Genomic DNA, 21,453 nt, shown 5'->3' with positions numbered 1-21,453 from the left:
ACGACTGCGGAGGAGACACCATGAGCAAGACAATCCGCCTGACGATGGCGCAGGCGCTGACCCGTTTTCTCAGCAAGCAGATGACCGAGATCGACGGCAACAAGGTCCCGATCTTCGGCGGGGTCTGGGCGATCTTCGGCCACGGCAATGTAGCCGGCATAGGCGAGGCGCTTTATCAGGTGCGCGACGAATTGCCAACCTTCCGCGCCCACAATGAGCAGGCGATGGCGCATGCTGCGATCGCCTACGCCAAGGCCAACTTCCGCTGTCGCTTCATGGCCGCGACCTCTTCAATCGGTCCTGGTGCGCTCAACATGGTGACGGCCGCGGCGCTCGCCCATGTAAACAGGTTGCCCGTCCTGTTTCTGCCCGGCGATGTCTTCGCCAACCGCATCCCAGATCCGGTGCTGCAGCAGGCCGAGGACTTTTCCGACGGCACGGCGACGGTCAACGACTGCTTCCGTCCGGTGTCGCGCTATTTCGACCGCATCACCCGGCCGGAACAGGTCATTCCGGCGCTGGGCCGAGCCATGGCTGTGCTGACCGATCCGGCCGAGTGCGGGCCGGTGACGCTGTCGCTGTGCCAGGACGTGCAGGCAGAGGCCTATGATTATCCCGAGAGCTTTTTTGCCGAGCGGGTCTGGCACCAGCGCCGGCCGCGGCCGGACCGCCACGAGCTTGCGGCTGCTGTCGCGGCGCTGAAGGGAGCAAAAAAGCCGCTGGTGATCGCCGGCGGCGGCGTCCTCTATTCGCAAGCCTCCGACGAGCTGGCGAAATTCGTGGAGAGCGCCGGCATTCCGGTCTGCGAGACGCAAGGCGGCAAATCCTCGCTGCCGGACGACCATCCGCTCAACATGGCGGCGGTCGGCGTCACCGGCACTTCCGCCGCCAACCGGCTGGCCGAAGAAGCCGACGTCGTGCTTGCCATCGGCACGCGCCTGCAGGATTTCACCACTGGCTCATGGGCGCTGTTCAAGAATTCGGGCAAGACCATCATCGGGCTCAACGTGCAGCCCTTCGACGCCGGCAAGCACCGCGCGCTGCCGCTGGTCGCAGATGCGGCCGAGGTTCTGGCCGAACTCGGTGCGGCGCTGAAGGGCTGGAAGGCGCCGGCGACCTGGACCGACAATGCGGCCACCGGCAAGAAGGCCTGGCAAGCCGAGGCGGCAAAAGTGACAGCGTCGACCAATGCCGCCTTGCCGTCGGATGCGCAGGTGATCGGCGCCGTGCAGCGCGCGATGGGCTCCGGCGTCACGCTGCTGCATGCCGCCGGCGGTCTGCCGGGCGAGTTGCACAAATTGTGGCAGGCTGGCGCGCCCGGCTCCTATCACGCCGAATACGGCTTCTCGACCATGGGCTACGAGATTGCCGGCGGGCTGGGCACCAAGATGGCGAAGCCCGACGAAGAGGTCGTCGTCATGATCGGCGACGGCTCCTATCTGATGCTGAATTCCGAGATCGCCACCTCGGTGATGCTCGGCCTGAAGCTGACCATCGTGCTGCTCGACAACAGGGGCTATGGCTGCATCAACCGGCTGCAGATGGCGACCGGCAGTGCCAACTTCAACAACCTCCTGAAGGACGCGCGTCACGAAGTCCTGCCCGATATCGACTTCGCCGCGCATGCGGCGAGCATGGGGGCGATTGCCGAAAAGGTGCCGTCGATCGCCGGATTGGAAAACGCTCTGGAAAAATCCACGAAGAACAACCGCACCACGGTGCTTGTCATCGACACCGACCCGCTGGTTTCCACCGATGCCGGCGGTCACTGGTGGGATGTGGCGGTGCCGGAAGTATCGGCGCGGCCGCAGGTTAACGCGGCGCGCAAAGCCTATGATGAGAAGCGGCAGATGCAGACAATCGGCGATTGATGTAACGCGGCCAAGCCCCTACCTCCGCCTTGTGGGGAGGTCGGACCGAAGGTCCGGGTGAGGTCCGGCGCCGCACCCCCACCCGCTGCTTCGCAGCGACTTGCCGGGGCGAGCCACGGGTCTCGCCCGTCCTTCGGACCCCCACAAGGGGGAGAGTGAATACGAACTGAAACTGGAGTGACGACTTGAAAGCCAAACTGGGCATGTCCCCCATTGCGTGGTGGAACGACGATCTCGCGGAACTCAGCGATGACGTGTCGCTGGAGGAGTGCTTGCGCCAGTCGCGTTCGGCCGGCTTCACCGGCATGGAAATGGGCCGGCGTTTTCCCAACGACCCCGATGTCATGCTGCCGATCCTCAAGGCAGCAGACGTGACGCTGTGCGGCGGCTGGTTCTCCGGCACGCTGGTCGATGGGGGGATGGCTGACAATAAGGATCGCATCCAGCCGATGATCGACCTGTTCAAGGCGGTGAACGCGCCTTGCATCGTCTATGGCGAGGTCGGCCGCTCGATCCAGGGCGACCGCTCCAAACCGCTGGCCACCAAGCCGAAGCTGTCGGACGACGAGATGAAGGCCTATGCGAAGCGCCTCACCGAATTCGGCGAATGGTGCGGCGAGCAAGGCATGCCGCTGTCCTACCACCACCACATGGCGGCGGTGGTCGAGACCGAGCCGGAGCTCGATGCCTTCATGCGCTATTCGGGCGAAGGCATTCCATTGCTGCTCGATGCAGGCCATCTGGCATTCGCCGGCGGCGACGTGCTGCGCGCCATCGACAACCATCATAAGCGCATCAGCCATGTTCATGTGAAGGACGTGCGCATGGGCGTGATCGAGAAACTCGACCGCACGAAACAGTCCTTCCTCGACGCGGTGGCGCTGGGTGCCTTCACGGTACCGGGCGACGGCTCGCTGGATTTCGGCGCCATCGTGCAGCGCTTTGCCGACCATGGCTATGAGGGCTGGTTCGTGGTCGAGGCCGAGCAGGATCCGAAGAAGAACCCGCCGCTCAGGATGGCGCAGGTCGGCTACAAGGAATTGATGCGCGTCATGACCGCCGCCGGCTACACGGTCGAAACGCAAGGCTTTCCAAATTTCTGATCAAGGGAGGCCTGATGCGATGGGTTCCCGGCGAAGCCGATTGCTGTAGATTGGCCCGATGAAAGATTACGAACACCCCTTCTTCCGGCCTTTGTGGCGGCGTGTCGCCGTCGTCGCGGTCTGCGTCATCTGGTCGATCATCGAGTTCGCCACCGGCACGCCGTTCTGGGGCGTCATCGCGCTTGGTTTCGCCGGCTACGCCGTCTGGCAGTTTTTTTACCTCTATAAGCCGGCCGACGAGGGCAAGGCCGAGGCCGAACCGAAGGAGTGACTGATCGCATGCGTTGGCGATTAGCTTGCGGCGCTTCTCGCTTCGTCATCCTGGGGCGGAGTAAGGAGCGAAGCGACGCAGCGCAGACCCCGGGATCCATGCCGCGACATCAAAACAGCCGCCGCGGTGCAGAATTCCGTTCCGCTGCGCTCTTGGACTGAGGTTACGGCATGGATCCTAGGGTCTCCGCGACGGAGCTTCGCTCCTGCTACGCCCTAGGATGACGAAGTTGGGAGACTTCGGCCAATTCTCGAAGATTTGCGATAGGAGAGACACAATGTCGAAGCTGCTCGTCAAAGCCAATAAGGGCCATGGCCGCGTTGCCCATGTGACGCCGGAGAACGCCAGCTGGACCTATGTCGGTTTCGACCTGCATCGGCTGAAGCCCGGCGAGAGCGCTTCCGGAAAAACCGATGATCGCGAAGTCTGCCTGGTGTTCGTCACCGGCAAGGGCACGGCTTCCGCCGGCGACAAGGAGCTCGGCCTGCTCGGCGAGCGCATGTCGCCCTTCGAGGGCAAGCCGTGGTCGGTCTATGTGCCTGAGGGATCCGACTGGTCGGTGACGGCGGACACCGAGCTGGAACTCGCCGTCTGCTCGGCGCCGGGCCTTGGCGGCGGCCTGCCGGTTCGCGTCATCGCGCCGAACGATCTCGGCCAGGAGGTGCGCGGCAAGGGCACCAACACGCGCTACGTCACCAACATATTGCCGGAGGGCAAGCCGGCCGATTCGCTGCTGGTGGTCGAGGTCATCACACCCGGCGGCCATACGTCGAGCTATCCGCCGCACAAGCATGACCAGGACAATCTGCCTGAGGAATCCTATCTCGAGGAAACCTACTATCACCGTCTCAACCCGCCGCAGGGCTTTGCCTTTCAGCGCGTCTACACCGACGCCGACAAGAATGGCCATCGCGCGCTCGACGAAGCGATGGCGATCGAGGACGGCGATGTCGTGATGGTTCCCAAGGGCTATCATCCCTGCGCTGCCTGCCACGGCTACGACCTCTATTATCTTAACGTGATGGCCGGACCGAAGCGGACGTGGAAATTCCACAATGCGCCTGAGCACGAATGGCTGATGAAGGCCTGATCGATCGTCTCTTCCGGGTAAAGCTGTTGGTCCAACCCGGAAAAAACGTCGGCTAAAGACCGGAAGGCTCGATTTGCCTTCGAAAACCCGTCAAAGCTTCGTCAATCCGTCATGGAAATCACCTATGGCAAGGGACTGACGAGGACTTCCTCATGCGCTACGCCCTCTATTTCACCCCCCGGCAGGACGAGCCACTGGCGCGGATCGCCGCCAACTGGCTTGGCCGCGACCCATTTGGCGGCGCGACAACGCCGGCAAAGGCGGTGGCCGACCTGTCGGCGGCGGAGGTTGCTTTCCACACAGCTTCGGCGCGCCGCTATGGTTTTCACGCGACGCTGAAAGCCCCTTTCCGCCTGGCCGCCAGCGAAACCGACGCCTCGCTGCGCGCCGCACTCGACCATTTTGCCGAGGCGACGCCGGCGGTGAGCATCCCGCGTCTCATCGTCAGCCAGATCGATGGCTTCTTCGCACTGGTGCCGGAAGGCCCGCTGCCGGCGCTCAACCGCTTCGCCGATGATGTGGTGCTCGGCTTCGACCGGTTTCGTGCGCCGTTGACCGAGGCGGAAATCGAGCGGCGCAGCCCGGATTCGCTGAAGCCGGCCGAGTTCCGCAATCTCTGCCAATGGGGCTACCCCTATGTATTCGAGACCTTTCGCTTCCACATGACGCTGTCCGGCCGAGCGGGGCCACAGGAAAGCCCTCGTTTGCGCGCAGCAATCGACAGTCTGTTTGCGCAGGTGCTGCAACAGCCGCTGCTGGTGGATGCGCTGACGTTGTTCGTCGAAACCGAACCGGGCGCACCGTTCATGGTGCTTTCGCATCATGCGCTCGGGCGCCGCCCGGCCAGAAAAACTGCCTGACACCCAGCCGGAATAACCCCAGCCGGAATAACCAAGGGCTGCCTGAAATGACCGCCGAGACTGTTCTCCACAACGCCCGCATCGTGCTTGCCGACGAGATCGTCGAGGGTTCGCTGGTGCTGCGCGACGGCTTTATCGCCGGTATCGACGCCGGCGCCAGCCAGACTAATGGGAGCATGGCCGGCGAGGATATGGGCGGCGACTACATCATTCCCGGGCTGGTCGAGCTCCATACGGACCACCTCGAAGGCCATTACGCGCCGCGGCCCAAGGTGCGCTGGAATCCGATCGCCGCCGTGCTCGCCCATGACGCGCAAGTGGCGACCGCGGGCATCACCACCGTGCTCGACGCCTTGCGTGTCGGCATGGACGAGGACGCCGACCTGACATCCGCCGACATCCGCAAGCTGGCCGATGCGATCGAGGACAGCGTACAGCAGGATCGTCTGCGGGCCGACCACTTCATCCATCTGCGCTGCGAGGTTTCGGCGCCGGACTGCCTCAAGGCGTTTGCCAATTTCGACGGCGACGAACGGGTGAAGCTGGCATCACTGATGGACCATGCGCCTGGCCAGCGCCAGTTCGTCAATCTCGAGACCTATGCCTATTATTACCAGCGCAAGCTCAAGCTGACCGATCGTGACTTCAAACTGTTCTGCGAAAAACGCATGGCGGAATCGGCGCGCAATTCGGTACCGAACCGGGCAGTGATCGCCGCCGCCTGCCACGAGCGCGGCATCGTGCTGGCAAGCCACGACGACGCCACGCTTGGCCATGTCGGCGAGGCGATCGAACAGGGCGTGCGCGTCGCCGAATTCCCCACCACGGAGGAAGCCGCGAGGGCCTCGAAAGAGGCTGGGCTTGGCGTGCTGATGGGTGCGCCCAACGTCATGCGCGGCGCATCGCATTCGGGCAATGTCTCGGCCCGCACGCTGGCCAGCGACGGCCTGCTCGACATCTTGTCGTCCGACTATATCCCCTTCAGCCTTATCCAGTCGGCGTTCTTCCTCGGCGACGTCGTCGACGGCATTTCCCTGCCGCAGGCGGTCGCCATGGTCTCAAAAAACCCGGCCGAGGCGATTGGCCTGACCGACCGCGGCGTCATCGAGCAGGGCCGCCGCGCCGACCTCGTGCGCGTGCGCGTCGACGACCATGTCCCGGTTGTACGCACCGTCTGGCGCCAAGGACGCCGCGTCGCATGATGGTCTCGGCATCGATCGAGCGTGAATTGTCGGCCGAGACGTTTCCGATCCGCGATGGCGTCTTCGTCGCCGTCGTCGGCCCAAGCGGCGCCGGCAAGGACACGGTGATCGGCTTTGCCCGCGCCTGCTTCACTGACGAGACCCGGCTGGAGTTCGTCCGCCGGGTCATCACCAGGCCGAGCGATGCCGCCAGCGAGGATCACGACACGCTGGCCGAGGCCGCTTTCGTGGAAGCCGAAGCCGATGGCGCCTTCGCCATTTCCTGGGAGGCGCACGGCTTGCGCTATGGCATCCCCGTCGATGTCGACTGGTCCGTCGCCAATGGCCGTGTCGCGGTTGCGAATGTGTCGCGCGCGATTATCCCGACGCTGCGCGAGCGCTATGCCAATCTGGCCATCGTCGAGATCACCGCCTCGCCTGAAGTGCTGGCCGAGCGGCTGGCGATGCGCGGCCGCGAGTCACGCGGCGAAGTGCTGGCGCGGCTGGCGCGAAGCGCCAATGTCACTCTGTCCGGCCCTGGCGTCACCTCGATCGACAATAGCGGCCCGCGCGACGCGGCCGGCGAGCGCTTCGCCGAGGTACTGCGCAAGGCGATGGCCTTTTCCGATATGTCGGGGCTGATCTAACCTGCTTCGAGCCCGGCCTATTCCGCGGCCGCACCAGCGGCGCTTTTGCGAGTGGCGTCGACCATCAGCCGCCGTTCCCGGAACACGCCCCATTGCTGGTCGACCAGCACACCGATGAGGATGACGCCGCCCATCACCGCGAAGTTGAGCGAGGACGGGATGCCGAGCAGGTTGACGAGGTTCTGAAGCTCCTGCAGCAGCACCGTGCCAAGGATGACGCCGATCAGCGAGCCCTCGCCGCCGCGCAGCGAGAAGCCGCCGAGCACGGCCGCCGCGATGGCGTAAAGTTCGTAGAACTGGCCGTGGCTGGCCGGCGAGATCGAGCGCGTGTACATGGCGAAATAGATCGCCGACAGCGCCGTCAGCACGCCGCAGATGACGTAGGCGGCCATGACGACGCGGCCGGTGCGGATGCCCGAATATTTCGCCGCCTCCTCGTTCTTGCCGATGGCGTAGAGATAGCGGCCGAACACCGAGCGGTGTAGCACCACCCACATAACGATGGCGATGACGATCAGCGCGATGAAGCTGTTGGGAACGCCATATGAACGCCCGGCGGTGAGGAATTCGAGGCTCGGGAAATTCTGGCCGAAAGCAAAGCCGGCGGTGCCGTCGGCGGTGTAGAAGCGGGCGACGCCGCGGTAGATCAAGAGGCCGCACAGCGTGACGACGAACGGCTGCAGCTTGAGCCGCGTGATCAGCCAGCCATGCACCAGGCCGATGATGGCACCGAGCAAGAGGATCAGCACGAAGGCCAGCGGCCAGCCCACCTCGCGCACGGCGATGAAGTCGATGAACAACGTCCCCAGCAGCGCAACAACCGAGCCGACCGACAGTTCGATGCCGCCTGTGATGATGACGAAGGCCTGGCCGATCGACAGGATGCCGAACAGGCCGATCAGGTTGGAGGTGTTGGCGAGGTTGATCGGCAACAGGAAGCGCGGATTGATGATCGCCACGATGGCACCGACCACCAGGATCAGGATCAGCAGGCCGAGATCTTTCTTGCTCATCGTCTTCTCCCCATGCTGAGCGGCCCGCGCTTGCGCGAGACCCCGGCAAAACCCTATTTCGGCTGCTTGCCCACCGCCAGCAGCAGCACGTTTTCCTGGCTGAACAGGTCCTTGTCGAGAATGCCCGAGATCTGGCCTTCATGCATGACGGCGATGCGGTCGGACACGCCGATCACCTCTTCCATGTCGGAGGAGATCATCAGCACGGCGACGCCGGCATCGGCCAAAGCGCGCATCAGCCCGTAGATTTCCGCCTTGGCGCCGATGTCGATGCCGCGCGTCGGCTCGTCGAGGATCATTACTTTCGGATTCATGGCCAGCCATTTGCCGAGCACGACCTTTTGCTGGTTACCGCCCGACAGAGTGCCGGTGCGCGTCTGCACGGACGGCGCCTTGATGCCGAGATCCTTCTTCTGCTTCTCGGCGGTGGCAATCTCGGCACTTGTGGACACCAGCGAGCGGCGCGCATGCGCCGGCAGATTGGGCAGCGAAATATTCTGGGCGATCGACAGGTCGAGCAGGATGCCGGTCAGCTTGCGGTCTTCCGGCACCAGGAAGATGCCATGTGCGACGGCATCGGCCGCCGAGCCCAGCACAAGCGGCTTGCCGTCGAGCTCGAGCGCGCCGCCAAGGCTTGAGTCGATGCCGAAAAACACCCGCGCCAGCTCGGTGCGGCCGGAGCCGACAAGGCCGGCAAGGCCGAGGATTTCGCCGCGCCTGACGTCGAGATCGACCGGCCGGCCGGGATAGGCAGGGGTGCGGATGGCCTTGGCCGAGAGGACGGTGGCGCCGGGCGCGCGCGCGGCCTCGGAGGCCTTTTCACGCTCCTTCAGCATGCGGCCGATCATCAGCTTGACCATCTGGTCGTGGCCGATGTCGCTCTTCGGCAAGGTGCCGGCCAGCATGCCGTCACGCAGCACGACGACGCGGTCGGCGACGCGCTCGACCTCGTGCAGGCGATGCGAAATGAAGATGACGCTGATGCCGTCGGCCTTCAGCGCCTTGATGACGTCGAGCAATTTGTCGGTCTCGGCGAGCGGCAGACTCGATGTCGGCTCGTCGAGGATGACCAGCCGCGCCTCGATCGACAGCGCCTTGGCGATCTCGACCATTTGCTGCTGCGCCAGCGACAGGGTCGCAACCGGTGTGTCGGCGGAAAAATTGGCGCCGACGCGCTTCAACAGCGGCGCCACCATGGTGCGCAGTTTTGCGCGGTCGACGAGCTTGAACGGCCCGGCGCGCAACGGCTCGCGGCCGAAGAAGATGTTGGCGGCGACGTCGAGATTGTCGAACAGATTGAGTTCCTGGTGGACGAAGGCGATGCCCGAGCCCAGGCTGGCTTCGACCGTCAGGCCCTTGTGGGCGGTGCCGTCGACCGTGATCGTGCCGGTGTCCGGCGTGGTGACGCCGCCGAGGATCTTCATCAGTGTCGATTTGCCGGCGCCGTTTTCGCCAACGAGGCCGATGACCTCGCCCGGCCTGACCTCCATGGAGAAGCCATCGAGCGCCACGACGCCCGGATAGGTCTTGCGCACGCTCTCGAGGCTGAGGAACGGGGTGGTTGTAGCGATGGATGTGTCGGAATAGTTCATCATGCCTGACAGCAGTTGGCGGGCTGACCTTGTGGCAGACTGACGATCCTCGCGCGGTTCGTCAATGCGAGCAGCCGGCCCAAGCGAAGTTGAGCCGGCTGAACTGCTTCAAGTTTTAGTTTCCAGACATTGCCTTCAGGTTGGCGGCATAGGCGTCGACATCATCCTTGCCGATGATCTTGGTGGGAACGATGATGAGGCCGCCTTCCGGGATGCCCGACTTGTCGCCCTTGAGATAGGAAGCCATCAGCTTCATGCCCTGATAGGCCCATTCGAAGGGCTGCTGCACGACGGTTGCGGCAACTGTGCCTTCCTTGACGCCGCCCAGCGTGATCGGATCGTCATCGAAGCCGACGACGGTGATCGAGCCGAGCTTGCCGGCGTCGCGCAGCGCTTCATAGATGCGCGGCGTGTTGTAGGAGTAGAAGCCGACCATGCAGGTGACGTCGGGGCTGGCGACCAGCGCGTCCTCGACGTTCTTCTTGGCGCGCGCCTGGTCGATATCGTCGCCGCGCACGTCGATCAGCTCGATCTTGGTGCCGGCCAGGCCGTCCTTCATGCCCTGGATGCGCTCCTTGGCATTGTCGGCGCCGAGCAGGCCGACGAAGCCGAGGCACTTGCCGCCATTGGGCATCGCCTTCTTGGCGATTTCAGCCGCCTGCTTGCCGGCATCGACGTTGGACGAGCCGATATAGGCAACGCGCTTGGTCTGCGGGGCGTCGCTGTCCGTGGTGAACAGAGCCGTTTCCGAAGCGATCTTGTTGAGCCCGTCTGTCGAGGTCTTGGGATCGACGGCCGAGACCATGATGCCCTTGACGCCAGCCGTCACGAGATCGTCCATCAGCCGCTGCTGGATGGCGACCGAGGACTGCTCGGGATATTTGAGTTCGAGATTGTAATCCGGCAGTTCGCCTTGCGCCTTCTTGACGCCGGCTTCGGCGGCCTTCCAGAAATCGGAAGCGCCGTTGACGACGAAGGCCAGCGTCGGCTTGTCGTCGGCGCGCGCGATTGCCGTGGCCGACAGGCCGAGCAGCAGCGCCGCGGTGGCCACGGATGCATTTCGTATCAAAGATTTCATGTTCAACCTCCCATTTGGTTTAGTCATCAGACAGACTGGTCTTAGTCACCTGAATTTGCCGTTTGCAGCTTGGACGCCCCTCCTCCTCAAAGGGTTTCCGGCAACGAAAGAATGGCGCCCTTCCAGCCACGATCATGGACCTTAGAGACTCATCTCTCGTTCGTAAATAGTCCGATTTGTCTGACATATCGTATGCCCGAGACAAGGCTCGCGGAGATGATATCCGCTCGCCATCGGCCATTTGCACACACTGCAGCCGGGCCCGGACCCAGGCGGCCCGGACGCGACAAATTGACGGTACAGCGCATTCTTGTATTAGTAAACAGTATTAGTTTCGAGGTGGCATCCGGGACGGGATTGCGGTTTCGCGGCGTATCTGGCGCGAGCAGTCGCCTGGCTGCAACAACGCCCGGACTTTGTGGCGCTTGAGTTGTGAGTTGTCCAGATTCGCATGGCGAGTGGACCTCAAGGTTGCTAATACATATAAATGAGTTGTGGCGATTTCTATAAGCCGACAACGTCCACGCCATCTTGGCGGCCCGACAGGCCGTCGCCAGACAGGCTGAGGGAGCGACATGAGCGATAGTCCGGCCATCGACAAAGCGAGGCGCCGCAAGGCGGTGGCGAAGGGCGCAAGAGGTCGTGTCACCATGACCGATATCGCCAGGGCAGCAGGCTGCTCGCAGGCGACCGTCTCCTTCGTGCTCAACAATTCGCCAGGGATCAAGCTGTCGCAGCAGACCCGCGAACGGGTGATCGAGGCCGCGCGGACCCTTGGCTATACGGCGCCCGCCTTCTCGGCGCTTCACCCGGCGTTGCCTGCCTTCGAGGAGCCCGCCTTCGAAGGACTCGACGGTGTGATCGGCTTCGCCGTCGACCAGCTCGCCACCAGCCCGGAAGCCGTCGTCGCCATCGAGGGCGCGCGGCAGGCCTCGTGGAATGCCGGAAACGTGCTCTTGGTGGCGCAGACGCTGGGCGATGCCGTCATGGAGCCGCGCGCCATCGCGGCACTCACCAAGCGGGGCATTTCGGCGCTGATCTACATGACTATCTTCACCCGCGAGATCACCGCGCCCGATTATCTCTACGGCCTCGACATCCCGGTGATCCTGCTCAACTGCTACACATCAGACTACGCCTTCCCGGCCGTGGTGCCGAGCGAGATCGCCGGCGGCCAGAACTCGACCCGGCATCTGATCAGCCACGGCCACCGCCGCATCGCGACCATCACCGGCGAGCCGTGGATGCAGGCGGCACAAGACCGGCTGAAGGGCTATCGCCGCGCACTCGCCACCGCCGACATCCCGTTCGATCCCGAGCTGGTGGTCGAGGGCGACTGGTCGGCCAGTGCCGGCTATGCCGCGACCGTCAAGCTCTTGGCGCTGAAGGACCGTCCGACCGCCATCTTCTGCCAGAACGATCGCACCGCGATCGGCTGTTACGAAGCGCTGAAGGAAGCCGGCCTGCACATCCCCCAGGACATCTCCGTCGTCGGCTACGACGACGAGGAAATCGCCCGGCACTTGTTCCCGCCGCTGACCACCTCGATCCTGCCGCACATGGCGATGGGCCAATGGGCGATCGAGCAGCTGGAGGCGCCGGCGGTGCCGGGGCGAGGACGGTATCCGATCACCAAGCTGGAGTGCCCGCTGGTGGAGCGGGAGAGTGTGCGGGCCATGGTGGCCGTGTGATAGGAGATATCGCATCGCCGACGCGGCTTCTCGGACACGCTGACGACGTAGTTTGTTACCGGTTTGTCGGTCATGGCTTCCCTTGGTGAGTTGATAAAATAAAGCCCGCGCCTCTGGCGGAGAGCGCGGGCCGATCGGGGCTGTCGCCCCAATCTTCAGCAGGCGATGGAGGGCACCGCCTGCCGCACACATCAACATTTAGAAACTGCTAATGTTCCATCGAGGCTGTTTGATCGAAACGAAATCCGCTTCCAATCGCGGTTGTCGCTTCTCGGCATTGTAGCGGAACCCCACGGCCATACGACCGTTTTTCCACCAGAGAAACGAAGGAGTTCGCCACCATGGACTGGAACCGCGTCGAAGGAAATTGGAAGCAGGTCAAAGGCAAGGTGAAGGAACANGAAGGAGTTCGCCACCATGGACTGGAACCGCGTCGAAGGAAATTGGAAGCAGGTCAAAGGCAAGGTGAAGGAACAGTGGGGCAAGCTCACCGATGATGATCTCGATCGCATCGCCGGCAAGCGCGATCAGCTCGAAGGCAAGATCCAGGAACGCTACGGCTTGGCGAAGGATCGCGTACGCCGAGACATCGACGAATGGTACAGCCGACAAGGCTGGTAGACAGCTTTGAGCCAATCAATTTTGAGGCGTTATGGATTGCGCCGCTTTCGTTGGAGCGATCTCGACGATGCACGCGGTTCTCGACCGCCACGGGTTTGGTCGAGCGCCGTAAATTTTTGCCAGTCGCTGCCTGATTGCCTGCGAGCAGTCGACCGCCAAGGGCGCTTCAACTTGCGCCGAGCTTCGCAAATCCACATCGTGGCTAGCGTTCGAAGGGTTCGCCAAGCGAGGCGACGCCGTTCAGCCTGAGCAGGCGGCGGTCCGCCGAGATGATACCGAGCACGACGATCGTAACGAGATAGGGAAGGCTGGAAAGCAGTTGCGACGGCACGTCCAGACCGGTCGCCTGGGCGGCGAGGCTCATCAACGAAACCGCGCCGAAGAGGCAGGCACCCAGGAAGATGCGGCCAGCAAGCCAGGTGCCAAAGACAACGAGTGCGATCGCGATCCAGCCACGTCCGGCAATCATGCCGTCCGCCCAAAGGGGCGTGTACACTGCTGCCGCATAGGCGCCGGCAAAACCCGCCATCATGCCACCAAAGGCTATCGCCGCGACACGGATTGCGATGACCGGATAGCCGATGGCGTGGGCAGCCTTGGGATTCTCGCCGATTGCCCTCACGACAAGGCCGACCCTCGTATAGGCAAACATCGCCCAGATCGCGAACGTCACGGCAAGGGAAAGCCATACCACGACGTCCTCGACAAACAGCCTGCCGACTACCGGGATTTCCGAGAGGCCGGGAAAGGCAAGTTTCGGCAGCCCCTTGACCGTCAGGCTCTCGTAGCTTTTGCCGAACAGCGCCGAAAGGCCCTGGCCGAGGATGCCGATCGCAAGGCCTGTGGCGACCTGGTTTGCCCTGAAACCGAGTGCCAGCGCTGCAAAGACGAGGGACAGGACGGCGCTGCCGAGACCGGCGGCGACGAAGCCCAGCAAGTGTCCACCGCCATGGTAGACAACGATGAACGCGAGCACCGCGCCGAGGGCCATCAGGCCCTCCACGCCAAGGTTAAGGACGCCGGCGCGCTCGACCACCAGCTCGCCGAGTGCGGCAAGCAGAAAGGGGGTTGCGGCTGCGAGCATCCCCGAAATAATGAACTCGACGGCGTTCATGGCTGGCTCCAGAGATGAGGGCGGCGCCACTCGATGCGGTAGCGCACGAAGGCCACAGCGACGAGATAGGCAAGCAGCAAGCTGCCTTGGAAGACCCGGACGGCGGCGATCGGCAGGTTTGCCGACACCATCGCATCGTCGCCGCCGATATAGAGTACGGCCATGAAGAGCGCAGAAAAGATGATGCCGATCGGATGCAAGCCGCCGAGATAGGCGACGATGATGGCCGCATAGCCGTAGCCGGTCGAGATCGAGCGCTGTAACTGGCCGAGCGGCCCCGCGACTTCCGCGGCGCCTGCCAGTCCCGCCACGAAGCCGCCGATCAGAAGCGACAGCCAAATCGCACGCGCTTCGCTAAAGCCGGCGTAGCCGGCCGCGCGCGGGGCAAGGCCGCCGACCTGGAGCTTATAACCCATGAAGCTTCGCTGCATGAAAACCCAGGCCGCCAGCGAAAGCGCGAGTGCGATGAGCAGCGAGACGTTGACGCGGGTACCCGCGATCAGGGTCGGCACCATCGCGTCGTTCTGAAACATCACGGATTGTGGGAAATTGAAGCCGGCCGGGTCCTTCCAGGGGCCGAGCAGCAGGTAGTTGAGGACTTGCGCGGCAACGAGGCTCAGCATCAGGGAGACCAGGATCTCGTTCGCATTGAACCTGACGCGCCAGAAGGCGGTGATAGATGCCCAAAGCGCACCTCCGAGGGCCCCGAGAAGCAGCATCAACGGCCAGATCCACTGCCCGGTCACCTGCGGAAACCAGACAGGGATCGCCGAGGCGAAAATAGCGCCGAGGATGAACTGGCCCTCCGCGCCGATGTTGAAAACCTTTGCGCGGAAACCGATCGCCAGCCCCTGCGCGATGAGGAGAAGAGGCCCGGCCCTGAGCAGCACCTCCGCGAACGATGTCCAGGAGAGGAACGGCTCGAGAAGCATCGCGTACAGCACGGTCGCCGGATCGCGGCCTATCAGCGCATAAAGGCCCACATTGAGGAAGATCGCGATGCCAAGCGCGGCAACCGGGGCCAGCATGGCCGCGACGAGCGAGGCATGCTCCCGGCGGACGAGCGCGGGGAGGAACGTCGCGGCCGAAATGTTCATGCAGGAACCTTCTCTGGCGAGGCATGAGCGCCGATCATGTATCGGCCGATGTCTTCGGGGCGCGCGTCCCGCGTGACCAGAGGCGGACTGAGCATGCCATGATGCAGCACCTGGATGAAATCGCAGAGCTCGAAGAGTTCCTCGAGTTCCTCGGAAATGACGAGGATCGCCATGCCCTCGTTGCGCAACGCAATGAGTCGCCTTCTGATGGCGGACGCAGCGCCGATGTCTACGCCCCAGGTCGGCTGCGCCACGAAGAGCAGTTTTGGCGAGAGCATCATCTCGCGACCGACGATGAATTTCTGCAAGTTGCCGCCGGACAGCGAGCCCGCTTCGGCAGCCGGGCCGGAGGCGCGGACGTCGTGCTGGCGGATGCATTCGCTGGTGAAAGCCGTCGCTCCGGCGTTGTCGATGAGGCCGTGCCTCACGAGATCGAAAGGATGGGCGGTAAGAACGGTGTTGAGCACGAGCGACATTTCAGGGACCGCGCCGCGCCCGAGCCGGTCTTCGGGCACGAAGGCGAACCCGAATCTCCTGCGCGCCGCCGCATCGAGTGTGCCTACGTCGCGGCCCATCATGTAGATCCGGTCGCGCTGTTCCTTCAGCATGGCTTCGCCCGAGATGAGCGCGGCAAGTTCGCCTTGGCCATTGCCCGAGATTCCGGCTATGCCAAGGATCTCGCCCGATCGTACCGTGAGGCTGATACCGGAGAGCGGCGTGGCAAAGGGGTCATCCGGCGTGTAATCCATGCCTATTATTTCCAGCCGCTTCTCCCCCTCGGGCATGGCCAATGCCGGCATCACCTCCGGCATGTCGCGGCCGATCATCATGCGGGCGAGGTCGTGCGTATCGTGGTCGCGCGGGTCGACGGTGCCAGTAACGCGCCCTCCACGCAGGATGGTCGCCCGGTCGCAGATCGTGCGAATTTCCTCCAGCTTGTGGGAGATGAAGAGGATGGACACGCCGCGATCGCGAAGGCGCCTGAGCGTGTCGAACAGCTTCTTCACCGCCTGCGGCGGCAGCACCGAGGTCGGCTCGTCGAGAATGAGCAGCTTCGGGTCCGTCATCAGGCAGCGGATGATCTCCACCCGCTGCCGCTCGCCGACCGAAAGCGCGTGCACATCGGCGAGAGGATCTACTTCAAGGCCAAAATCTTGGCCGAGGATGCGGATGCGCCCCGCCAGCTCCGCCTTGCTGCCGGGCACGACGAGCTGGATGTTCTCGACAACCGTCAGCGTCTCGAACAGCGAGAAATGCTGAAAGACCATGCCGATGCCCCTGCGCCGTGCCTCGGCCGGCGAGGCAAGGCTCAGGAGCTCTCCGTTCCAGACGACGGTGCCCTCGTCCGGTTGTTCAACGCCATAGATGAGTTTCATCAGCGTCGATTTGCCCGCCCCATTCTCCCCTAGAATCGCATGGATCGATTGGGGCGCCACGTCCAGATCGATGGCCTGGTTGGCACGGATCTGGCCGTAGCTCTTCGAGATGCCGCGGAGCGACAGAAGGGGCGGGGTCATGACTTACTTGGGCAGCGGTGTGGTGACACCCTTGACGTGCCAGTCCATCGCGACGATCTCAGGATCCGCTATCGTCGCACCGGCGGCGGCGGCTTCGCTGCCATCGGCCTTGGAGATTGGGCCTGTGAAGGGCGAGAAGCTGCCGTCGGCGATCTTCGCCGCCACTTCCTTGATCTTCGCCATCGTGTCGGCTGGGACATCCGAGTTCCAGTCCACGACCTCTACCACCTTTTCGGCGACGCCAAGGAAGGCGTTGGCGCCCTTGAAGGTTCCGGCGATATGGGCATCCACGGAAGCCTTGAAGAAGGGCGACCAGTCCGTCGCAATGCAGCCGAGATATTTCTTCGGCGCATATTTCTTCATCGACGAATTGAGGTTGAACGCGTAGACGCCAGCCTCCTCGCAGGCCGAGATGACCGAGGGCGTATCCTGCGCGTTCGAGAAGATCACGTCGCAGTTCTGTGCCATCAGCGCCTTGGCGGCTTCCTGTTCCTTGGCCGGGTCGAACCAGGAGTTCACCCAGACGACCGATACCTCGATAGCGGGATTTACGGTCTGCGCGCCGAGCGTAAATGCGTTGATCGAGGTGATCAGCTCCGGAATGGCGAAGGCCGAGACCGAGCCCAACTTGCCGGTCTTGGAAAGAGCTGCGGCGGCCATGCCGAGCAGGTAAGTGCCCTGGAAATACTTCGCCGCGAAGGGCGAGAAATTCGGTGCGGTCTGGAAGCCGGAGGCATGCAGCACAGTGACTGAAGGATCGCGGCGGGCGATCTGCAGTGCGCCATTCTGGTAGCCGAACGAGCCGGCGATCAGGAACTTGTTACCGTCGGCGACGGTCTTGTTCATGATCCGGTCGGCGTCCGGCCCCTCGGCGATGTTCTCGATGACGGTGATCTTCACCTTGTCGCCGTATGCGGCCTTGACCGGCTCGAGGCCGGCGGCGAGCGCATGGCCCCAGCCGACATCGCCGACCGGCGACGGGAGCACGAGCGTGATACCCAGCGGTTCGTCGGCCGCAAGGGCGGGACGGCCGCCAAGCGCGCCGGCAAGCCCCGTCGCGGCAAGGCCCTTCATCAGAGTTCTGCGAGTCAGGTAGTTCAGCATGTCAGTTCCCCTTTTTTAAGTTATCAGAATTCCACCGTAGCAAGCGCGGCTTCCGCGTCCGCGGCAAGCCGGGCCTCGTCCAGCCCGGCAAACGCACCCTTTTCCCAGACGATGCGGCCGTTGATCATGGTCATGTCGGTTGGCATGCCGATGCCGACCTTGGCAATCAGGCTCAACGGATCGTGGCGCGTGCCGACATAATCCATGCGGCGCGTGTCGATCGCGAAGAGATCGGCGGCCATGCCGGGCGACAGTCGGCCGATGTCCTTGCGACCGAGAAGCGCGGCGCCGCCCGTTGTCGCATAGCCGAGGAAATCGGCCGGCGCGGGCACCGGATGAGCGCGCGTCGAGGCCGCCAGGCATTGCAGCATGTAGGCGGAATGGATGCATTGCATGAGGTTGGAATTGTCGTTCGAGGCGGCACCGTCGCAGCCGAGACCGACGCGCAGGCCGAAGGCGGACATGGCGGGAATATCGGTCACCTGCGCACCCACCAGATAGACCGGCTCCGGGCAATGCGAAACGCCGGTGCCGCTCGCCGCCATCAGCCGTAGTTCGTCATGCGTCAGCTCCCAGCAATGGGCATAGAAAGTGTCTTGGCCGGCAAATCCGAGTTCCTCGAGATAGTCCACCGTGCGCATGCCATGGCGGGCTTCGATGACCGGGCTTTCGCCCTCGCCGACATGGGTGTGCATCTGCAACCCGCGATCACGCGCCAGCGAAACCGATTCCACGAAGGTTTCGCGGTAGCAGTTGACCGGCTGGCAGGGAGCGACGACGACCTGGCGCATGCTGAAGGGGCTGGTGTCGTGATAAGTGTCGATGAGGCGAGCGCAGTCGGCGATGAATTCGTCCGTGGTCTCCAGCATCTCGTCCGGAATGGTCGAGCCTTCCGACTTCGGCAGCGTGTTGCCGCCGCGGCCTGCGTCGAAACGCATGCCGAGAAGGTCGGCTGCTTCGAACTGCCGGTCGATGAGCCGCTTTCCGGCATGGCGGGGAAAATTGTACTGGTGGTCGAAGGCCGTGGTGCAACCGTGCTTGATCATCTCCGCCATCGCCGTGATCGAGGCGTGGTAGAAACAATCCTCGTTGAGCCGGGAGAAGATCGGATAGATCCGGTCGAGCCATTCGATGACCGACAGCTTCGTCCAGTCGAGCTCGGCACGGTTGCGCACGAAGCACTGAAAGAAATGATGGTGCGTGTTGACGAGGCCGGGATAGACGAACCAGCCGTCGGCGTCCTGCACGATGGTGCCGGCCGGCAGTTCGCCTCTGTGCAGGCCTTCCCCGATTGCCTCGATCCGCGGCCCATTCGTCAGCACATCGACATTGCGCCGGACGCTCGGACCCTTGCCCTCATCGGTGATGACCGCCGCGCAATTCTTCAGGAGATAGCCGGTCATCTCACGCCTCGTCCGGGCATGGTCGCGGTTCGGGCTTCAGCTCGTGCAGCCGGTGGATACCGGGCATTTCGATGAAGTTGTCGAGGCTGCGGAGCGCTCGCGACCAGAGCCGGATCGTGGGATACGGGTCGAGGGAAACGCCTCCGTCGGGCGCCAGCGCGACATAGGGAAAGCAGGCAATGTCGGCAATCGTCGGCCGGTCGCACGCGAGAAACCGATTGCCACGCATTTTTTGTTCGAAGAGGCCGGCTTCCAGTTCACGCAGTGCCGCTATGCCATTGGCCTGGAGCGCACCGATGTCACCGGGGCGCAGCAGCATCTCGTGCAGGCGCGCGCCGCCGAGGCTGGCGGTCAGCCTGTGCGAGAAGGAAAGCCATTGCTGGATGCGCGCCGTCTCCTCAGGGGCGCCGCTGCCGAGCCAGGCCGGTGCTGCCTTCGCGGCGAGATAGCCAAGCATGGCGGAAGATTCGGTCAGGATCAGGTCACCGTCTTCGAGGATCGGGATGGAGCCTCCCGGATTAAGCGCCATGAGCTCGGGGCCGCGATGCTCGGCGCCGGGATGGAAGTCGACCGGACGGATTTCGAGCTTCACGCCCGACAGCGCTGCCATCAGGCGCACCTTGTAGCAACTTGGGGAGAGGACGTAGTCGTAAAGCCTCATTGTGCCACCAACTGCGCGCCGTAGGTATAATTGTGGCGTTTCAGCCAGCGGCGATAGGCGACCGAAGTCAGGTCGGCGCGCGTCGGGATTTCCATGCCGGGATCGAGCGGCAGAAGCCGCGGGATCTGGTTTTCGAGGATCGAGCGGTCCTGCAGGAAAATCGTCTGCTGGAAATGGATGAGGTCGGTCAGTGGGGTCTCGTCGTCGAAGAGCGCCATCCACGGCCAGACGTCGCAGAGGTCCTCCGCAAGCGGCTGGACGAACAGCGCGATGACATCCCATTCGCCTGGGCGCGGCGGGCAGGTCTTGTAAAGGACCGAGCAGGTCGGAGCCGGCACCCGGTACATATATTCCGTCGTGATACCCCCGCTCGCCGATTTCGCCGCCTGCGGCTGGTAGAACTTCACCTGGGTAGCCCAGACCTCGTCCTCTTCCTCGCGGATCTCAACCTTGTAGTCTTCGACCTCGGTATGCGGCTCCGAGCCGAGAATATCGGTATGGACGAAGGGGAAGTGTGCGATGTCGAGGAAGTTTTCGACGGCGCGGAGCGGCGAGCAGCGCACCCGCACCACACCGACATCGACGAAGCGGCGCCCGGGCTGGTCCGCCTCGGGAATCGGAAAGACCGGTTTCCTGGGTTCGCCGAGCGACGACCAGATATGGCCATAGCGCACCGAGACCGGCAGCACGCGCCCGTCTTCTCCTGTCACTTTCGCCGCGCCATTGGCGTCGAGCGCAACCTTGATCGGCGCGCCCATCAGGGTGGTCTCGCGCCCACCGCGGTCGAGCTGGCTGAAAAGCCCGACCGGATACCATTCGTCGCGCATCGCATCGTCGTTCATGGCACGGCCTCTTTCGCCTCGATCCGTTCGGCCATGCGCCGAAGGCTCTCGGCGGCTCGCGAGGCGGCGACGCGCTCGGACACACCGCAATCGGCTGGAACAAGGACATGGATCAGCGTCTCGCCGGTTTCCTGCGGGACGGGCAGCAGGCGGATTGCTGGCGCGCCGGGCGCCCGCCAGACGAATCCTTCCACGGCGGCCTTCGTACCGGTAGCCGCAGAAAGTGCCGAACCTCCGGCACGGACCGTCAATGAACGGAGCGGGACGTAACCCTCGAAAAGCGGTGGCTTGCCGTCGGGCTCTCCATCAGCAACCCAGACGATGCCGCCTGCCTCTTCGACCGACCGGGTCGCAACGCGAATCGTCTCCGGCGGCGTGAGGCTGGGATGGGCGGGAATGCGCAGGCACCGACCGGCCTGCGAATAGGTCCAGCCGTGATAGATGCAGGAGAGCGCCTCGCCGCGCACGAAGCCATGGGAGAGGCGCATGCCGCGGTGTGGACAGCGATCCGCCGATGCCGCCAAGCGCCCCGATTGGCTTCGCCAGAGGGCAATGGGACCGGCGAGCGTCCGCGCCGGCATTGCCTGTCCTGTCGGCAGATCCTGGGAAAGGGCGACCGGCACCCAGGTGTCCGTCTTGTCGGACAGCATGACCTTACTTTCCGTACTGATACCACTGTTTGCCGGCCAGAGATGCC

20 protein-coding genes are annotated in these 21,453 nt (G+C 63.7%); 9 read left to right on the top strand and 11 right to left on the bottom strand.

Annotated features, from left to right (window positions below):
- Nucleotides 1-20 precede the first annotated feature (20 nt).
- The 7 genes from iolD to phnN all read left to right on the top strand — a co-directional run bounded on the left by iolD (nt 21) and on the right by phnN (nt 7,023).
- Nucleotides 21-1,871: a 3D-(3,5/4)-trihydroxycyclohexane-1,2-dione acylhydrolase (decyclizing) gene (iolD, locus tag X744_RS144890; RefSeq protein WP_023761910.1), complete on the top strand. Its 1,851-nt coding sequence runs from the start codon at nt 21-23 to the stop codon at nt 1,869-1,871.
- A 185-nt stretch (nt 1,872-2,056) separates the two neighbouring features.
- Nucleotides 2,057-2,974: a myo-inosose-2 dehydratase gene (gene iolE / locus X744_RS144895; RefSeq protein ID WP_031260951.1), complete on the top strand. Its 918-nt coding sequence runs from the start codon at nt 2,057-2,059 to the stop codon at nt 2,972-2,974.
- 58 nt (nt 2,975-3,032) lie between these two features.
- Nucleotides 3,033-3,245, top strand: a complete 213-nt coding sequence (locus X744_RS144900; protein ID WP_023761908.1) for a hypothetical protein — start codon at nt 3,033-3,035, stop codon at nt 3,243-3,245.
- Between the two features lie 277 nt (nt 3,246-3,522).
- Nucleotides 3,523-4,335: a 5-deoxy-glucuronate isomerase gene (gene iolB, locus X744_RS144905; RefSeq protein ID WP_023761907.1), complete on the top strand. Its 813-nt coding sequence runs from the start codon at nt 3,523-3,525 to the stop codon at nt 4,333-4,335.
- Nucleotides 4,336-4,487: 152 nt separating this feature from the next.
- The gene (locus X744_RS144910; RefSeq protein ID WP_023761906.1) at nt 4,488-5,195 is read left to right on the top strand and encodes a DUF1045 domain-containing protein; all 708 of its coding nucleotides are present in this window, start codon (nt 4,488-4,490) and stop codon (nt 5,193-5,195) included.
- 47 nt (nt 5,196-5,242) lie between these two features.
- A complete protein-coding gene (locus X744_RS144915) occupies nt 5,243-6,397 on the top strand; it encodes an alpha-D-ribose 1-methylphosphonate 5-triphosphate diphosphatase (protein WP_023761905.1) in 1,155 nt (384 codons plus the stop codon).
- Nucleotides 6,394-7,023 carry a phosphonate metabolism protein/1,5-bisphosphokinase (PRPP-forming) PhnN gene (phnN, locus tag X744_RS144920; RefSeq protein ID WP_023761904.1) on the top strand — a complete coding sequence of 210 codons (630 nt, stop codon included), beginning with the start codon at nt 6,394-6,396 and terminating at the stop codon, nt 7,021-7,023. The genes X744_RS144915 and phnN overlap by 4 nt, the downstream gene beginning before the upstream one ends.
- A gap of 17 nt (nt 7,024-7,040) precedes the next feature.
- On the opposite strand, the gene X744_RS144925 is transcribed toward phnN, so the two are convergent.
- The 3 genes from X744_RS144925 to X744_RS144935 all read right to left on the bottom strand — a co-directional run bounded on the left by X744_RS144925 (nt 7,041) and on the right by X744_RS144935 (nt 10,706).
- Nucleotides 7,041-8,036, bottom strand: coding sequence for an ABC transporter permease (locus X744_RS144925; RefSeq protein ID WP_023761903.1), 996 nt, complete (start codon nt 8,034-8,036; stop codon nt 7,041-7,043).
- A 53-nt stretch (nt 8,037-8,089) separates the two neighbouring features.
- Nucleotides 8,090-9,628: a sugar ABC transporter ATP-binding protein gene (locus X744_RS144930; RefSeq protein ID WP_031260948.1), complete on the bottom strand. Its 1,539-nt coding sequence runs from the start codon at nt 9,626-9,628 to the stop codon at nt 8,090-8,092.
- Between the two features lie 115 nt (nt 9,629-9,743).
- Nucleotides 9,744-10,706, bottom strand: coding sequence for a sugar-binding protein (locus X744_RS144935; protein WP_031260946.1), 963 nt, complete (start codon nt 10,704-10,706; stop codon nt 9,744-9,746).
- A gap of 575 nt (nt 10,707-11,281) precedes the next feature.
- On the opposite strand from X744_RS144935, the gene X744_RS144940 reads away from it, so the two are divergent.
- Together X744_RS144940 and X744_RS144945 are read left to right on the top strand one after the other, a co-directional pair.
- Entirely contained in the window at nt 11,282-12,397 is a 1,116-nt protein-coding gene (locus tag X744_RS144940) for a LacI family DNA-binding transcriptional regulator (protein ID WP_023761900.1), read from the top strand.
- A 417-nt stretch (nt 12,398-12,814) separates the two neighbouring features.
- Nucleotides 12,815-13,018: a CsbD family protein gene (locus tag X744_RS144945; protein WP_023761899.1), complete on the top strand. Its 204-nt coding sequence runs from the start codon at nt 12,815-12,817 to the stop codon at nt 13,016-13,018.
- Between the two features lie 202 nt (nt 13,019-13,220).
- Here X744_RS144945 and X744_RS144950 read toward each other — a convergent pair whose 3' ends face one another.
- From X744_RS144950 to X744_RS144985, 8 genes are read right to left on the bottom strand one after another with little or no spacing between them, the layout of a single operon-like run.
- On the bottom strand, nt 13,221-14,132 hold the full coding sequence (locus tag X744_RS144950) for an ABC transporter permease (protein ID WP_023761898.1): 912 nt from the start codon (nt 14,130-14,132) through the stop codon (nt 13,221-13,223).
- Entirely contained in the window at nt 14,129-15,229 is a 1,101-nt protein-coding gene (locus tag X744_RS144955) for an ABC transporter permease (RefSeq protein WP_023761897.1), read from the bottom strand. Before X744_RS144955 ends, X744_RS144950 begins: the two co-directional genes overlap by 4 nt.
- The gene (locus X744_RS144960) at nt 15,226-16,746 is read right to left on the bottom strand and encodes an ABC transporter ATP-binding protein (RefSeq protein WP_023761896.1); all 1,521 of its coding nucleotides are present in this window, start codon (nt 16,744-16,746) and stop codon (nt 15,226-15,228) included. The genes X744_RS144955 and X744_RS144960 overlap by 4 nt, the downstream gene beginning before the upstream one ends.
- 3 nt (nt 16,747-16,749) lie before the next feature.
- Nucleotides 16,750-17,847, bottom strand: a complete 1,098-nt coding sequence (locus X744_RS144965) for a BMP family ABC transporter substrate-binding protein (protein WP_198032272.1) — start codon at nt 17,845-17,847, stop codon at nt 16,750-16,752.
- A gap of 26 nt (nt 17,848-17,873) precedes the next feature.
- Nucleotides 17,874-19,253, bottom strand: a complete 1,380-nt coding sequence (locus tag X744_RS144970; RefSeq protein ID WP_023761894.1) for an amidohydrolase — start codon at nt 19,251-19,253, stop codon at nt 17,874-17,876.
- A gap of 1 nt (nt 19,254) precedes the next feature.
- On the bottom strand, nt 19,255-19,914 hold the full coding sequence (locus tag X744_RS144975; protein WP_023761893.1) for a glutathione S-transferase family protein: 660 nt from the start codon (nt 19,912-19,914) through the stop codon (nt 19,255-19,257).
- Nucleotides 19,911-20,756 carry an aromatic ring-hydroxylating dioxygenase subunit alpha gene (locus X744_RS144980; RefSeq protein ID WP_023761892.1) on the bottom strand — a complete coding sequence of 282 codons (846 nt, stop codon included), beginning with the start codon at nt 20,754-20,756 and terminating at the stop codon, nt 19,911-19,913. The genes X744_RS144975 and X744_RS144980 overlap by 4 nt, the downstream gene beginning before the upstream one ends.
- Nucleotides 20,753-21,406, bottom strand: a complete 654-nt coding sequence (locus X744_RS144985) for a Rieske 2Fe-2S domain-containing protein (RefSeq protein WP_023761891.1) — start codon at nt 21,404-21,406, stop codon at nt 20,753-20,755. The genes X744_RS144980 and X744_RS144985 overlap by 4 nt, the downstream gene beginning before the upstream one ends.
- Between the last annotated feature and the right edge of the window lie 47 nt (nt 21,407-21,453).

This window comes from Mesorhizobium sp. LNHC252B00 (assembly GCF_000502955.1).
Classification (GTDB): Bacteria; Pseudomonadota; Alphaproteobacteria; order Rhizobiales; family Rhizobiaceae; genus Mesorhizobium.
Note: the sequence above shows the minus strand (reverse complement) of the source record. Positions and strands in the feature narration are given on the sequence as shown.